At 62.1% G+C, this 14,356-nt stretch carries 10 protein-coding genes and 1 pseudogene; 3 read left to right on the top strand and 8 right to left on the bottom strand.

The window, feature by feature from the left end:
* Window positions 1-13: 13 nt before the first annotated feature.
* A pseudogene (locus RQ479_RS01745) lies at window positions 14-725 on the bottom strand (gamma-glutamylcyclotransferase).
* A 172-nt stretch (window positions 726-897) separates the two neighbouring features.
* Here RQ479_RS01745 and RQ479_RS01740 point away from each other — a divergent pair.
* On the top strand, window positions 898-1,674 hold the full coding sequence (locus RQ479_RS01740; protein ID WP_376703900.1) for a VOC family protein: 777 nt from the start codon (window positions 898-900) through the stop codon (window positions 1,672-1,674).
* Between the two features lie 112 nt (window positions 1,675-1,786).
* On the opposite strand, the gene RQ479_RS01735 is transcribed toward RQ479_RS01740, so the two are convergent.
* Complete coding sequence (locus RQ479_RS01735) at window positions 1,787-2,269, bottom strand: hypothetical protein (RefSeq protein WP_376703899.1); 483 nt, start codon at window positions 2,267-2,269, stop codon at window positions 1,787-1,789.
* Window positions 2,270-2,466: 197 nt separating this feature from the next.
* Between RQ479_RS01735 and RQ479_RS01730 the strand changes: the two genes are divergently transcribed.
* Window positions 2,467-2,859, top strand: coding sequence for a DoxX family protein (locus tag RQ479_RS01730; RefSeq protein WP_376703897.1), 393 nt, complete (start codon window positions 2,467-2,469; stop codon window positions 2,857-2,859).
* A gap of 15 nt (window positions 2,860-2,874) precedes the next feature.
* Here RQ479_RS01730 and RQ479_RS01725 read toward each other — a convergent pair whose 3' ends face one another.
* Both RQ479_RS01725 and RQ479_RS01720 read right to left on the bottom strand, forming a co-directional pair.
* On the bottom strand, window positions 2,875-5,316 hold the full coding sequence (locus RQ479_RS01725) for an FAD-dependent oxidoreductase (protein ID WP_376703896.1): 2,442 nt from the start codon (window positions 5,314-5,316) through the stop codon (window positions 2,875-2,877).
* Window positions 5,317-5,399: 83 nt separating this feature from the next.
* Window positions 5,400-6,938, bottom strand: coding sequence for a trimethylamine methyltransferase family protein (locus tag RQ479_RS01720; protein WP_376703895.1), 1,539 nt, complete (start codon window positions 6,936-6,938; stop codon window positions 5,400-5,402).
* A 217-nt stretch (window positions 6,939-7,155) separates the two neighbouring features.
* On the opposite strand from RQ479_RS01720, the gene RQ479_RS01715 reads away from it, so the two are divergent.
* Complete coding sequence (locus RQ479_RS01715) at window positions 7,156-7,746, top strand: transglycosylase SLT domain-containing protein (RefSeq protein ID WP_376703894.1); 591 nt, start codon at window positions 7,156-7,158, stop codon at window positions 7,744-7,746.
* A gap of 32 nt (window positions 7,747-7,778) precedes the next feature.
* On the opposite strand, the gene RQ479_RS01710 is transcribed toward RQ479_RS01715, so the two are convergent.
* The 4 genes from RQ479_RS01710 to RQ479_RS01695 all read right to left on the bottom strand — a co-directional run bounded on the left by RQ479_RS01710 (window position 7,779) and on the right by RQ479_RS01695 (window position 14,344).
* The gene (locus tag RQ479_RS01710; RefSeq protein ID WP_376703893.1) at window positions 7,779-10,202 is read right to left on the bottom strand and encodes a dipeptide ABC transporter ATP-binding protein; all 2,424 of its coding nucleotides are present in this window, start codon (window positions 10,200-10,202) and stop codon (window positions 7,779-7,781) included.
* A 64-nt stretch (window positions 10,203-10,266) separates the two neighbouring features.
* A complete protein-coding gene (locus RQ479_RS01705; protein WP_352465230.1) occupies window positions 10,267-11,424 on the bottom strand; it encodes an ABC transporter permease in 1,158 nt (385 codons plus the stop codon).
* An 11-nt stretch (window positions 11,425-11,435) separates the two neighbouring features.
* Window positions 11,436-12,470, bottom strand: a complete 1,035-nt coding sequence (locus RQ479_RS01700; protein WP_292663614.1) for an ABC transporter permease — start codon at window positions 12,468-12,470, stop codon at window positions 11,436-11,438.
* A gap of 221 nt (window positions 12,471-12,691) precedes the next feature.
* Window positions 12,692-14,344, bottom strand: coding sequence for an ABC transporter substrate-binding protein (locus tag RQ479_RS01695; RefSeq protein ID WP_352716912.1), 1,653 nt, complete (start codon window positions 14,342-14,344; stop codon window positions 12,692-12,694).
* Window positions 14,345-14,356 lie beyond the last annotated feature (12 nt).

Raw genomic sequence — 14,356 nt, 5'->3', positions numbered from 1 at the left:
ACGGCCCTGTGCGTCACGAAGCAGTTACGGAACCGCGTTCAGGGGTGTTGCCGTGGATGGAGAGGATCTCCTCCGCGACGAGTTCCTGCAGCCGCCACAGATTGCGGTCCCGAATGCCGAATTCTTCCAGGTGACTGACGGTGTTGTAGAGATATTCGGCACCGGATCCGACATGCCCGCAGGCTCTCGCCAGCATCCGCGCCACCTTTTCCAGCGGCTGGTTGAGCGAGGTGCCCCTGCCGGTTACGCCGACCCAAAAGCCCAACGCCCTGACTGTGCCTTGGGCCGTATGCACGGGAAGCCACCTGACCGAACCGATGCTCTCGCGGTCGTCGATCTCGCGCCGCAACTGCCTTTCAACCTGCAGCGGTTTTTCGCCTTCCGGCAAGCGGTAGATGACGCCGATGCATCGGCCGCCCCGCTCGAGCGCCATCATCAGACCGGGCTGCTCGACGCTGCCGCGCCAGCGCACCATGTCGAGGCAGAAGGACCGGTGCCAGCCAAACGCGGTGGCGCGTCGTCGTTCGACGGACTCGAACGCCGGCTTCCAGATCAGCGAGCCGTAAGCGAACACCCACAAGGCGGCCTCGTCCGCTTCGCAGACGCGAGGCAAGGACCCGGAAGTCTTCGTCGGTCAGCTGCGTCGAGCTGCCGTCGGGGCCGGGATCAGCCTCCTCCCGAGGGCACAGCGCGACAAGTTCGGAAGTGAGCGACATCCGGCGCATGGATCAACAACCCCTCGTTGACTGCAAGCAAAGTCGAAAACCGCAGGGCGCGCAACCCGGTAACATTTCCAATTTGCCGCCATCTTTTTGGTTGGCTGTCGGATTTTCGTCGTGAAGATCGTCCTAGAATGGATCGCGCATGATCGATGTACAAACCGCAAGGAGCACGACAATGCCACAGTCCCCCATGCCCTTCTTCTGGTACGAGCTGATGACCACCGATCTCGACGCCGCCGAGGCGTTTTACACCTCTGTGGTGGGCTGGAGGGGGCAGCCTTTCGAAGGGGCCCCGGGCATGCCGCGCTATATCGTCATGAATGTCGGCGAGCGCGGCGTCGGCGGGCTGATGACGCTGCCCGAGGACGTGCGCAAGATGGGCATGCCACCGGCCTGGATCGGTTATATCCTCACCAGGGACATCGATGCCGCAACGGCGTCCCTCAAGAAGGCTGGTGGCGCGGTTCACCGCGAGCCCGACGACATTCCTGGCGTCGGCCGCTTCGCCGTCGTTGCCGACCCACAAGGCGCGATGTTCAACTTCCTGCAGCCCAGCGGCCCCGACCAGCCGCCGCTACCGTTGACGACACCCGGCAACATCGGCTGGCATGAGCTCTACACGTCAGACTGGAAGACGGCGTTCGATTTCTATTCCAGCCAGTTCGGCTGGGAGAAGGGCGACGCCATGGATATGGGTCCGATGGGCGTTTACCAGCTTTTCGCCTTCGGCGGCGAGCCGGTTGGCGGCATAATGAACAAGCCCGAGCAGATCCCGATGCCGGTCTGGCAGTTCTATTTCAACGTGCCCGGCATCGATGCGGCAGCCAAGCGCGTCACCGACAATGGCGGCAAGATCCTGATGGGCCCGATGGAGGTCCCCGGCGGCAGCTGGATCGTGCAGTGCACAGACCCACAAGGCGCCCATTTCGCGCTAATGGCACCGGTGCGGTAGCAACGTCGCGTCGCGATTGGCGAAACCGGCAGCAAAAACCGATCTCCCCCCTCGTGGGGGAGATGTCCGGCAGAGAGGGGCGCTGTCCCTCCAACCTTACGCTCTTTGAGAACTATTCCGGCGTCAGCACGGAAACTTTGAGATCGGGCTTCTTGGCGCCGCTGAGCTGGATGGTCGCCGGGCCGGCGGCTAGCTTGAAGCGCACGCTCTTGCGGATCCCCGGACAGGTTTTTATACCACTGAAAGCCGCCGACTTCACGGCTTTACCGTCCTGAACGACATCGATCCAGGCCTCATCAGACAGGCTGATCTGGAGCTCTCCCTCCGGGGGCACGGCCACGCTCGCCGTCGCGCCGAATGTACCGGCTGCCGGCGCGCGTTCCGGCGGAACGGTGAAGCTGATCGTGCCGACCGGCGCCAACGCCACATCTGCAGCCTCGCCGACCGAAAGGTCAGCGCCGGACTGCGCGGCGGGCGCCGCCGGGGCCTCCTCGCGCGTCACCGGCCATTTGAAAGCAGCACAGCCGGCGTCGTCGGCCATGGCGACGCTGGTGCCTGCAAGGATGGCGAATAGGCTGACGACGACTTTTCTCATGGCAAACGGAACTCACATGGTTTGGAGTGTCTGGATCTCAGTACAACTATAGCGGTTTTTATACAACCTTGGAGAGAAAAATATTGAAAGGACGAGGACATTTCCATCACTGATTGTTGATGGCGGGCCATGCGAAGTGAATGGTCCCCTGCCGGGCGATAATCTATGGCCGGTTCGGGGGTGAAATGGAGTCTTAGATGAAGCTTTTCGACGGCCTTGCCAGATATCAGCCGCAGGCTCTGGCCGCATTGCGCATCATGACGGCACTGCAATTCATCGAACATGGTACGCAAAAGCTGTTCAATTTTCCCGCCGGCGACCATGCCGGTACATTGACCGGGCTGGCGCTGACCGCTGGTCTCCTCGAATTCGTGGGCGGCATTCTCTTGGCGCTTGGGCTCTTCGCCCGGCCGGTCGCCTTCCTCCTGGCTGGCGAGATGGCGATCGCCTATTTCATGGCGCACATGCCGCGCGACTTCTTCCCCATCAACAATGGCGGCGATGCGGCAATATCGTTCTGCTTCATTTTCCTCTATCTGGTGTTTGCCGGTCCGGGTGCCCTGGCCCTCGACAACCGGCGCAACAGCTGAGGCGTCGGCGCGTCTTCACCCGCGCATCCGCTCGAAATTGGCGTCGAATAGCGGCGCCGATTGCATGCGCGCTGCGTGACGTTTGCCCAGGACCTCGATCTCGAAACCGTCGGCCTCATCGGCGATCTCCTTCGGCACATAGCCCATGGCGACAGATTTCTTGGAATGATGCGCGTAGCCGCCCGACGTGACCCAACCGCGCACGGCACCGCCGTACCAGATTGGCTCGTCGCCGATGACGTCGGCGTCGACGGTATCGACGACAAAGGCCCGCAGCCGCAGTCTGCCGCCTTGCTTGCGCTCGGCCAGCGCCGCCTGCTTGCCGATGAAATCGGCCTGCTTGCCGTAAGCGACGAAGCGGTCGAGCCCGGCTTCCAACGGCCCGTAGATCGGCCGGTATTCGCGCGCCCATGAGCCGTAATTCTTCTCAAGCCGCAGCGCATTGAGGGCGCGCGAGCCGAACAGGCCGATGCCGAATTCCTCCCCCGCGGCCATCAAGGCTTGCAATGCCGCACGCTGATATTCCGGCGCCACCCAGATTTCGTAGCCGAGATCGCCGGTGTAGCTGACGCGCCCGACCAGACATGGCGCCATGCCGATGTCCATCTTGCTGATGGCCATGAACGGAAAGGCCGCATTCGACACGTCCGACCGTGTAACCTTTTCAAGAAGGTTCCGCGCGCTCGGCCCGGCGATCGACAAGCCGGTGAGTTTTGCTCCGAGCGCCTCGATGCTGACGGAGCCGTCCTTCGGCAGATGCGCCTCGAACCAGCGCATATGGTACTGCTCGGCGACGCCGGAGCCGGCCAGGAACCAATCGTCGCTTGCAGAATTTAGACTGCCGAGATTGGCCAGCGTGAAATCGCCGATCAGCCTGCCGTCTTCCTTCAGCATCGGCGCCAGCGTCATGCGGCCGGGCCTTGGCAGCTTGCAGGCCAGCAGACGGTCGAGCCAGGCTGCAGCGCCCTCGCCGGTTACGCTGTATTTGGCGAATGACGAGATTTCCGACAGGCCAATGCCTTGCCGAACGGTCTCCACTTCTTTCGCGACATGCTCGAAATCGTTCGAGCGGCGCCAGGAGAATTCGTCCTTGACGCCTTCGGGCGCGTACCACAGCGGCACCTCCAGCCCATAGGCGACGCCCCATTGCGCGCCCTTGGCCGACAACAGATCGTAGACCGGCGTCGTCTTGAGCGGCCGTCCGGCCGGCAGCTCCTCGTTCGGAAAGCGGATCGAAAACCGCCGCGAATAGTTTTCGCGCACCTTGGCGTTGGTGTAGGCCATCGTCGCCCAGTCGCCGTAGCGCGACACATCCATTGCCCAGATATCGGCGCCGGGATCGCCCTCGATCATCCAGTTCGACAGCGCCAGCCCGACGCCGCCGCCCTGTGAGAACCCGGCCATGACACCACAGGCCACCCAGAACCCGGGCAGGCCGCGCACCGGCCCGACCAGCGGATTGCCGTCTGGTGCGAAGGTGAAGGGCCCGTTGATGATCTGCTTGATGCCGGTGTTCTGGAAGGCCGGGAAATGCCGGAAGCCGACCTCCAGCGACGGTGCGATGCGGTCGATGTCGGGTTCGAGCAGCTCGTGGCCGAAATTCCACGGCGTCTGGAACTCGGACCATGGCTTGTTCGCCTTCTCATAAGTGCCCATCAGCATGCCGCCACGCTCCTGACGCAGATACAGCTCGCCATCGAAATCGACTGCATGGATGATCTCCGTGCCGGTCTTCTGGTTCCAGGCGGCGACTTCCGGCATGTCCTCGGTGATCAGGTACATGTGCTCCATCGCCAGCACCGGCAGCTCCAGCCCGACCATTCGTCCGACCTCGCGCGCCCACAGGCCGCCCGCGTTGACCACATGCTCGGCCACCACCTCACCCTTGTTGGTGATGACACGCCACAACCCGTCGGCGCGCCGCACGATGTCCTCGACCTTGGTGAAACGCTCGACCTCGGCACCAAGCTTCCTCGCGGCCTTGGCGTAGGCGTGGGTGACGCCGGATGGATCGAGATGACCGTCCTCCTTGTTGCGCACCGCGCCGACGAACTGCTTGGGGTCGAGCAGCGGCATCAGCTCGGCAGCCTCATCAGGCGATATCTCCTCGAGGTCGATGCCAAGATAGCGGCCCTTGGCGACGACGCCGCGCAGCCAGTCGAGCCGCGCCTCGGTCGCCGCCAGCAAGACGCCGCCAGTCAGATGCACGCCGGTCGCCTGGCCGGACAGTTCCTCGATCTCCTTGTAGAGCGAGATTGTGTATTTCTGCAGCTTGGCGACATTGGGATCGCCATTGATGGTGTGCATGCCGCCGGCCGCGTGCCAGGTCGAGCCGGAGGTCAATTCATCGCGCTCCAGAAGCACGATGTCGGTCCAGCCGTGCCGGGCCAGATGGAACAGCACGGAGCACCCGACAACGCCACCGCCGATAACCACGACCTTTGCATGCGATTTCATGGGATTCTCGTCATTTCAAAGAGTTGGTTGGGTTTCACGATTCTGTAGGAGAAGAGAATGAATCCGAACAAGAAGAGCGGCGCTTAAGGCTCGCCTTGCCCGATCGCTTCCTTGCGCTTGGCCACATACGCCTCCAGCGCCTCGCGCCTGGAGATTTCCATCACCGGCTCGACATAGTCCTCCAGCGCCTTCTTCCACAGCCTCGTCGCACGCGCCGTGGCGTCGAGCCCACCGGCCTCCTGCCAGGCCTCGTAGTTCTGCCAGTTGGACAGAATTGGCTGGTAGAAGGCCGTGGCGTAGCGCTCCAGCGTGTGTGGCTCGCCGAAGAAGTGGCCGCCGGTCGGAACCGCACCCAGAGCCTCGACGGCAAGCTCGGCCTCGTTGACTTCGATCGGGCGCAAAAACTCCATCATGTGCTGGATCATCTCGACGTCGATGATGAACTTTTCGAACGACGCGGTCAGTCCGCCCTCCTGCCAGCCGGCGGCATGGTAGACGAGATTGCCATGGCCGAGCACCGCGCCCCACAGCGCCATCAGCGTCTCATAGGCGCCTTGCGCGTCGGCGGCATTGGAAGCCGAGCCCGGTGTCGTGCGGTAAGGCAGCTTGTAGCGCCGCGCCAACTGTCCGGACGCTATATTCGCCTTGGTGTTTTCAGGCGTGCCAAAAGCCGGCGCTCCCGATTTCATATCGACATTGGAGGTGAAGGCGCCATACATCACCGGCGCGCCGGGGCGGATTAGCTGCGTCAGCACCACGCCGAACAGCGCCTCGGCATTCTGCTGGGCGAGCGCGCCGGCAAGCGTCACCGGGCTCATCGCCCCCATCAGCGTGAATGGCGTTACCGCCACCGACTGGCCGAACTCGGCCATCGTCATCAGCCCCTCGGCCATCATCTCGTCGAAGCGGCGCGGCGAGTTGACCGAAATGATCGTGGTGACGCCGGGATCGTCGCGCATCTCGTCAAGCGTCAGTCCGCGCGCGATTGCCATCATTTTGATGCCGTCGAGAGCCCTGCCGCGGCCGATGGCCGAGACGTGAAAGCTTTTGTCGGTCAGTGTCAGATTGGCGAAATAGGTGTCGAGGTGACGGGAATTCGCCGGCAGTTCCATCGGCGCGCAGACCTGGTTGCCGAGCATGTGGATACAGTTGAAATGCTGCGCCAGCCGGACGAGATCGGAATAATCGCGCAAATTGCCGGCACGGCGGCCGCGCTCCATGTCGTGCACATTCGGCGGCCCGGCGACGAGCGTGAAGTTGATGGTATTGCCGCCGAGGTGGACGGCATGGGCGGGATTGCGCGGCGTCAGCGTATAGCTGGACTGTGTCGTCCTCAGCGCTTCCTCGATCATGCCGCGATCGATGCGGACGTTCATCGAGGCATGATCGACCTTGGCCCCGGCCTTCTCGAACAGCGACAGCGCCCGCTGGCTCATCACCTCGATGCCGAAATTCTCCAGGATATGCATCGACGCCTGGTGGATCGCCTCGATCTGGTCGGCCGAGAGCATCGCCATCGGCGGATACGGATTTGTAACCCGCCTGAGCGGCAGTTGCGGGATGGCGGTCGGTCCCCTGTTGCTGGTTCGCTCGGCGCCGCGCTTGCGTCTCGGTTCGCTCATGCGGCGCATCAAAGCGCCGGCACGAAGATCGAGCTGTCAAGAATCCGCCACCTGCGGGCGTGATTTTAGCCAAGGCGCCATTGCGGAAATTTCACGTCGGTAAAAGCGACAACAAACGTCGGAATGTTTATACCTGCTCAGTGTCGGCCAAGCGGCCGATGAGCCGTTAAGGAAGACAGCAAGATTCCTTTTATGTTTTCGGCCTAATGCTCTTTCAATGCGTAGGTCGAGTTTTAGTAAAATTGTAGCGATTGCCGTGCCGCTGACGCTTTCGGCCTGCGCGACGCCGCCGAACCACATCAACGATGTCTGTGCCGTTTTCGACCAGAATGACGGCTGGTTCGACAATTGGCAGGCGGCGGCACAACGCGCCGAGCAGAAATACGGTGTGCCGGTTCCCGTGCTGATGGCGACGGTGCGCAAGGAATCCGGCTTCAAGAGCAATGCCAGGCCGCCGCGCACCAAGCTGCTGGGCTTCATTCCCTGGAAACATATCTCCAGCGCCACCGGCTTCTCGCAGGCGCTCGACGGCACCTGGGCGCAATACCAGAGCGAGACCGGCAGTTGGGCGGCGCGCCGCACCAGCTTTGCCGATGCCGTTGATTTCGTCGGCTGGTATCATTCGAAAACCGCCGACACACTCGGCGTCGCCCGCAACGACACCTACAATCTGTATCTCGCCTATTATCTCGGCTGGAATGCCTACAAGCGCGGCAGTCGCGGCGACGCCGACGTGCAGCGCTATGCGCACGCCACCGAACAGATGGCGCAGGACTACGCCGCGCAGCTACGGCAATGCGCGCCCTAGTCTAGCATTCTAACGGCGCGTATTAACGGCTCTCAGCCGCCCTTGGGTTTGCGCGGCTTGCGCGTGGCGCTCTCGGCCTGGCGGCCGTCGCCGACTGTCGGCGGCATGATCGGCGCCGACGCGCTATCGGCAGAGCTTGAGGTGCCGCCGGTCTCTGAAACCTCGTCGCGAACCTCGTGACGGCGGGCTTTGGCGACCGCTTCTCCATTCTCTGCCACCTGACCCTCGGCATCGGCTTCCGCGCTGCCTGTCTTGCCGTGTGGACGCTTGGGCGGATCACCGGCAAAACCCGGGCCAACACCGAGCTGTGCGTCGTCCGGCACGCCCTCATTCGCCGCGTGTTCCTTGTCGAATTTGATCACCGGCTCCATTTTTGCCAGCACGTCGTCGGCCAGCCAGCACAGGCTCATATGACCGTCGCCGAGATTTTTGACCGGCGGCACCGTAGTTTCGCAAAGATTGTCCGGCACCAGTTTCTTGTAGCCGCAGCGCGTCTGGAACGGACATCCCGAGGGCGGGTTCATCGCCGACGGAATGTCGCCTTCGAGCACGATGTGCCTTTTCACCACGCTGGTATCGGCAATCGGGATCGCCGACAGCAGCGCCTCGGTGTAGGGGTGATAGGGCGGTGAAAAGATCTGGTCGGTCGTGCCTTGCTCGACGATGTAGCCGAGATACATGACGACGACGCGGTCGGCGATGTAGCGCACCACCGACAAATCGTGGCTGATGAACAGCATCGTCGTCTTGTTCTTGCGCTGGATGTCCATCAAGAGCTCGGTCACCGCGGCCTGGACCGACACATCCAGCGCCGAGACCGGCTCGTCGGCCACCACCACCTTGGCGTCGCCGGCAAAGGCGCGCGCCACGCCGATGCGCTGTTTCTGGCCACCTGAAAGCTGGCGCGGCTTGCGCGACTCGAACGCCCTCGGCAGCTTCACCAGGTCGAGCAATTCCAGCATCCGCTTGCGTCGGTCGGCCACCGTGTTGCCGACATTGAACTTTTCCAGCGTGCGAATGATCTGCGAACCGACCGAATGGCTGGGATTGAGCGTGTCGAACGGATTTTGGAACACCATCTGGATCGATGACACCGTGTCGACGCTGCGCTTCTCGATCCCGGTCGACTGGATCTCCTTGTTGCCGAGCTTAACGCGGCCGGAACTTGCCGTTTCGAGGCCGAGCAGCACCTTGGCCAGGGTCGATTTTCCGCAGCCGGATTCGCCCACGATAGCGACGGTCTCGGATTCGCGTGCCATGAACGAGATCGTCTCATTGGCCTTGACGACACGGCCCTCGCTCGAGCCGAACACTTCGCTGCCGCCGACCTTGTAGTACTTCCGGAGGTCTTCGATCTGGAGCACCGGCGCACCGGGCACCACCCGCTCGTTGACCTTCTTGGCGCCGGGCGGCAGCGCCTCCCAGTCGATTTCGTTGAAGCGCACGCAGCGCGAGAAATGCCCGTCATGGCCATCGACCGCGATCATCGGAATTTCGGCGGCGTTGCAGACGCCCTCGACGAAATGGTGGCAGCGCGGGCCGAAATTGCAGCCCTTCGGCCGCTCGTGCGGCAGCGGCAACTGCCCCGGGATCGAGATCAGCGGCCGCGAATTCTTGTCGGCGCCCGGCAGCGGGATCGAACGGAACAGGCCTTGCGTGTAGGGATGGCGCATCCGGTCGAAGACGTCCTTGATCTTGCCCGTCTCCACCGCTTCGCCCGAATACATCACCGTGATGCGGTCGCAGGTCTCCAGGATCAGCCCGAGATTGTGCGACACGAAGATCATCGAGGTGCCGAACTTCTCGCCAAGCCCCTTGACCAGGTCGACGATGCCGGCCTCAACCGTCACGTCGAGCGCTGTCGTCGGCTCGTCGAGCAGAAGCAGCGCAGGCTTCGACAGCAGCGCCATGGCAATGACGATGCGCTGCTGCTGGCCGCCGGAAAGCTGGTGCGGGTAGGAACGCATCATGCGCTCGGGATCCGGCAGCTTCACCGCGCGCACCATTTCCAAAGCGCGTTTGTAAGCTTCGTCCTTCGACACCTTGTCGTGGATCAGCGGCACTTCCATCAGCTGCTGGCCGACCTTCATCGCCGGGTTCAGACTGGCCATTGGCTCCTGGTAGATCATGGCGATCTTGTTGCCGCGGATGGCGCGCAGTTCCTCGTCGGACAGTTCTCCCATGTCCTTGCCCTGGAACTTGATCTTTCCGCCGACGATCTTTCCGATGTTGGAGAGGTCACGCATGATACCGAGCGACACGGTCGACTTGCCGCAACCGGATTCGCCGACAATACCCATCGCCTCGCCAGGCATAACCGTGCAGGAAAAATCCATGACGGCCGGGATCTCGCCCTTGCGGGTGAAGAAGGAGATCGACAGGTTCTCGATCTCGATGATCGGCCCATTGGTCGGCCCATTGGTCGGCTTGGCGGGATTTCGAACTGCCTCATTCATGGGTCGCTCCAATCCTTGTTCTTCAAGCATGTCGGGCCGAACCCGGCATCGATCTTTCCCGGTATCAATCTTTCATCGACTGTTCGCGCAACGAATCCGCCAGGAGGTTGAGGCCGAGCACGAACGACATCAATGCGATCGTCGGCGGCAGCGCCGGGTGGATGAAGGAGCGCAGCAGCCGGCTGGCATCCTTGATCGCCGTGCCCCAGTCCGGGCTTTCCGGCGCCAGTCCCAGCCCGAAATAGCCGAGCGTGCCGAGCAGGATCGTGGTGTACCCGATGCGCAGGCAGGCGTCGACGATCAGCGGCCCGCGCGCATTGGGCAATATCTCCCACAGCATGATGTACCAGGGCGACTCACCGCGCGTCTGCGCCGCCGCAACATAGTCGCGCGTTTTGATATCCATGACCAGACCGCGCACGATGCGGAACACGCCCGGGCTGGAGGCGAACACCACCGCCACGAAGATATTGAGCTGGTTGGGATCGATGTGGATGATCTTGAACGGATCGGCATCGAAGACAAGGCCGGCATAGATCCAGCCGCCAAGTACCAACGTCAAGCCAAGCAGGATATAGAGGCGGTCGGGCCGGTTCTTGTAGCGCGTCCAGAACAGCACGCTGAAGAAAATGATCGGAAACAGGAAGAACAGTCCGGCCATCGCGTAGGGGATCGGCGTGTCCATGATGCCCGGCGTCACCAGCAGGTAGAACAGCAGAATCACCGGGAAGGCCAGCACAAGGTTGGCGAGGAAGGACAGCACCGTATCTATCTTGCCGCCATAATAGCCGGCCGGCAGGCCGAGCGTGATGCCTACCATCAGCGCAAAACCGGTGGCCGCCGGCGCGATGATCAGCACGATCTGGCTGCCATAGACCATTCGGGAGAACACGTCACGGGCGAGCTTGTCGCCGCCGAAGAGATAGGCGAGCCCCGATTGCGGATCGATTGCGCCAGGCAGCGCGTCCTTCATAATCGGCACCTGGGCGAGTGGATCGAAGGGCGCGACCGTCGATGCGAAGATCGCCGTGAACAGCCAGAACAGGCAGATGCCGACGCCGACGATGCCGACGCCGCTGTCGAAAAGCTGGCCGTAAAGGCCAAGCTTCTTCTTGTAGCCGAAGCTCGCCCCCATCACCAGGGCGAGAGCGATCCAGACCGGCCAGAAGCGGGTAAGCACGCCGAGTACGACGTTGAAGGCGCTGAGATATTCGACCTGCATCCGCCGGTCTCCTATTGAACTCTGATGCGCGGATTGAGGAACGCGTAGCCGACATCGGAGATGAGCTGTGTGATCAGGACGATAAACACCGAGACCAGCGAGCAGCCGAGCAGAAGATCGATGTCGTTGTTGCCGGCGGCCTCGACCAGCGTGTAGCCGAACCCCTGGTAGCGGAACATCACCTCGACGATGACGACGCCGGTGAGCAGCCAGGGAAACTGCAGCATGATGACGGTGAACGGTGCGATCAGCGCGTTGCGCAGAGCGTGCTTTATCACCACGCTGCCGAAGGAGAGGCCCTTCAGCCGGGCGGTTCGGATATATTGCTGTGTCATCACCTCCACCATCGAGGCGCGGGTCATGCGGGCGATGTAGCCGATGCCGTAGATCGCCAGCGTCATCACCGGCAAGGTGAAATTGTAGAAGGTGATGCCCTGGCTGGCCGAGGCCGCCGAACCGTTCAGCACGCCGAGCCAGGAGGCGAAGATGACGGTGAAGATGACGCCCGAAACATATTCGGGCGTCGCCGTCGAGGCGATCGAAGCCACCGACAACGTGCGGTCGGTGCGTGAGCCCTCGCGCATGCCGGCAAGAATGCCGATCAGGAGCGAGACGGGCACCATAACCGCAAGCACGCAGAGCATCAGGATGCCGGTCGCGCTGAGCGCCGGAAAGAGCTTTGATGCGACGGTCGTCTTGAACTTGGTCGAGCAGCCGAAATCGCCCTGCAGGATGCCGGAGAATGTCGGCACGACCGGATCGTTGCAGAAGGAGAAACGCTGTGCCGGCTTGCCGGTCGCCGGGTCGGTCACCGGCTGCTTGGGCATGACGCCCAGCCATTGGCCGTAGCGGATAAAGAAATTCTGCCGATAGCCATGGTTGACCAGCCAAGCCTCAAGCTGCTCGGCGGATGTATGCATTTCGGTTTGGCTGATCGCCAGCTTCTTCAGATTAGGCCCGAGATTGACCAGGAAGAAGACGATCATCGTCAGGCACAGCATCGTCAATGCCATGGTGCCGAGACGCCTGATAACGAAAGAAAGCATGGCGGTCCCCTGCCGGTCGGGTTGGGGGTTGGAACCGGTTTGCAAGCCGTGCCCTGCCGTCAGCGGCAGAACAGGCCTTCAGACCAGTCCCAGATGCAATACCCTTTTTATTGCAGACCCAGGCCGAAGAGTCCGCAACTTTTTGCTGCGCCGACTTCCGGTCCAAGGACCATGCAAAGAGCGACGGAAAGGGGCGAGACGCCCCTTTCCGGATCGTCCGGTCAGGCCTGGTCGAGCCAGACCTTGCCGTAGTCGCGCTCGAAGGTCGGGTGCATCTTGTAGTTCTGCACCGCCTTGACCGAATGGCTGTAGAGCTTGCGCCAATAAGGCTGGATGATAATGCCGGAATCCTGCAGGATCTGCTCGATATCCTTCATCATTTCCTTGCGCTTGGCTGCGTCGGCAACCGCGAGCGCAGCGTTGAGCTTGGCATCCCACTCCGGATTCGACCAGGCCGTCTCGTTCCAGGCTTCACCTGTACGATAGCCGATCGCCAGAACCTGGACGCCGAGCGGCCGCATGTTCCAGTTGGTCATCGACAGCGGATACTTCGTCCAGTCGTTCCAGAAGGTCGAACCCGGCAGCACCGTACGCTTGACCTTGATGCCGGCGTCGCGCATCTGCGCGGCGATCGCATCGCCGGTGTTTTTGTGCCAGTCTTCGTCGACCGTGATCAGCTCGTGCTCGAAATCGGCTTGGCCGGCTTCCGCCATCAGCGCCTTTGCCTTGGCCGGGTCGCGAGCAACCTTCGGCAATTCGTAGTATTCCGGATGGATCGGGGCGACATGGTGGTTCTCGGCAACCGTGCCGGCATTGCCGTAGCCGAGCTGGAGGACGACAGCGTTGTCGACCGCGAGCTGCAGGGCGTTGCGAACCTTCTGGTCGCCGTAAGGCTTGTTGGTCACATTGGTGCGGCAGACGATCGTCGAGGCGGTGACGACCTCGGACTTCGCCAGGTCCATGCCGTCGAGGATCGACACATAGTCGGCCGAGGTTTCGAAATTGGTGTGCACTTCGCCAGCTTCGAAAGCGCTGACCATCGCCGCCGGATCGGTGCCGTAGTCGATGAACTCGATGCCGTCGAGGAAGACCTCGCCATCCCACCACTTGTTGTCTTCACGACGCTTGTAGACCACTTTCTGGCCTACATCGTAGGAGACCAGCTCGAACGGGCCGGTTCCGATCGGGCAGGCTTTGAAATCGCCGCCCTTCTCGTCGAAGGTCTTGTGGACGATGAGGCCGGGATAGTCGCACACGTTGGGAATGAGGGCGATATCTGGCTTGCTGAGCGTCAGCTTGATCGTGTGGTCATCGACCTTGGTTACCGCGCTCTCATCCAGCTTGTCGTCCTTGACCAGCGAACCGAGGCGACCGGGCATGGAATTGCCTTCGGCCTTCTTGTCGGCCCAACGCTTGAGGTTGAAGATGACGTCGTCTGCGGTGAACGGATCGCCGTTGTTCCAGGTGACGCCCTTGCGCACATGCAGCGTGTATTCGGTAGCGTCGTCATTCACGTCCCAGCTCTCCAGCAGATAGGGGCGGAATGTGTATTCGGTGGTATATTTGACCAGCGGCTCGAGCGCCTGACGCTCGGCATTGGCGATTTCCGACCAGTCGGACTTGCGCGGATCCTTCGGATCCTTGATCCATTGCGCGACCTTCAATACGCCGCCTTTCTTGCCCTGGACCTCTTCCGCCTTGGCCGGAGTCGGGTCTGCAAGGCCAAGCATGCCATAGGCCATCGCCGTCGACGCGCCGAAGACGCTGGCGAGAGCCAGAAATTCGCGACGATCCATCTTGCCTGCCTTGGCGTCTTCGGCCATGGCCAGGATGTGATCGGGAACGCGGTCGCCGTTACTCTTGTAGATCGTCATGAATAACTCCCA

Origin of the sequence: Mesorhizobium sp. ISC25, assembly GCF_042295465.1 — a bacterium.
Classification (GTDB): Bacteria; Pseudomonadota; Alphaproteobacteria; order Rhizobiales; family Rhizobiaceae; genus Mesorhizobium.
The sequence above is the reverse complement of the archived record's forward strand: the minus strand, read 5'-3'. Positions and strand labels throughout refer to the sequence as shown.

What these genes read in the sequence shown, in the direction of transcription:
- RQ479_RS01740 (WP_376703900.1), top strand. Translation starts at nt 898, where the DNA reads ATGCCACAGTCCCCCATGCCCTTCTTCTGGTACGAGCTGATGACCACC.
- RQ479_RS01735 (WP_376703899.1), bottom strand. Translation starts at nt 2,269, where the DNA reads ATGAGAAAAGTCGTCGTCAGCCTATTCGCCATCCTTGCAGGCACCAGC.
- RQ479_RS01730 (WP_376703897.1), top strand. Translation starts at nt 2,467, where the DNA reads ATGAAGCTTTTCGACGGCCTTGCCAGATATCAGCCGCAGGCTCTGGCC.
- RQ479_RS01725 (WP_376703896.1), bottom strand. Translation starts at nt 5,316, where the DNA reads ATGAAATCGCATGCAAAGGTCGTGGTTATCGGCGGTGGCGTTGTCGGG.
- RQ479_RS01720 (WP_376703895.1), bottom strand. Translation starts at nt 6,938, where the DNA reads ATGAGCGAACCGAGACGCAAGCGCGGCGCCGAGCGAACCAGCAACAGG.
- RQ479_RS01715 (WP_376703894.1), top strand. Translation starts at nt 7,156, where the DNA reads ATGCGTAGGTCGAGTTTTAGTAAAATTGTAGCGATTGCCGTGCCGCTG.
- RQ479_RS01710 (WP_376703893.1), bottom strand. Translation starts at nt 10,202, where the DNA reads ATGAATGAGGCAGTTCGAAATCCCGCCAAGCCGACCAATGGGCCGACC.
- RQ479_RS01705 (WP_352465230.1), bottom strand. Translation starts at nt 11,424, where the DNA reads ATGCAGGTCGAATATCTCAGCGCCTTCAACGTCGTACTCGGCGTGCTT.
- RQ479_RS01700 (WP_292663614.1), bottom strand. Translation starts at nt 12,470, where the DNA reads ATGCTTTCTTTCGTTATCAGGCGTCTCGGCACCATGGCATTGACGATG.
- RQ479_RS01695 (WP_352716912.1), bottom strand. Translation starts at nt 14,344, where the DNA reads ATGACGATCTACAAGAGTAACGGCGACCGCGTTCCCGATCACATCCTG.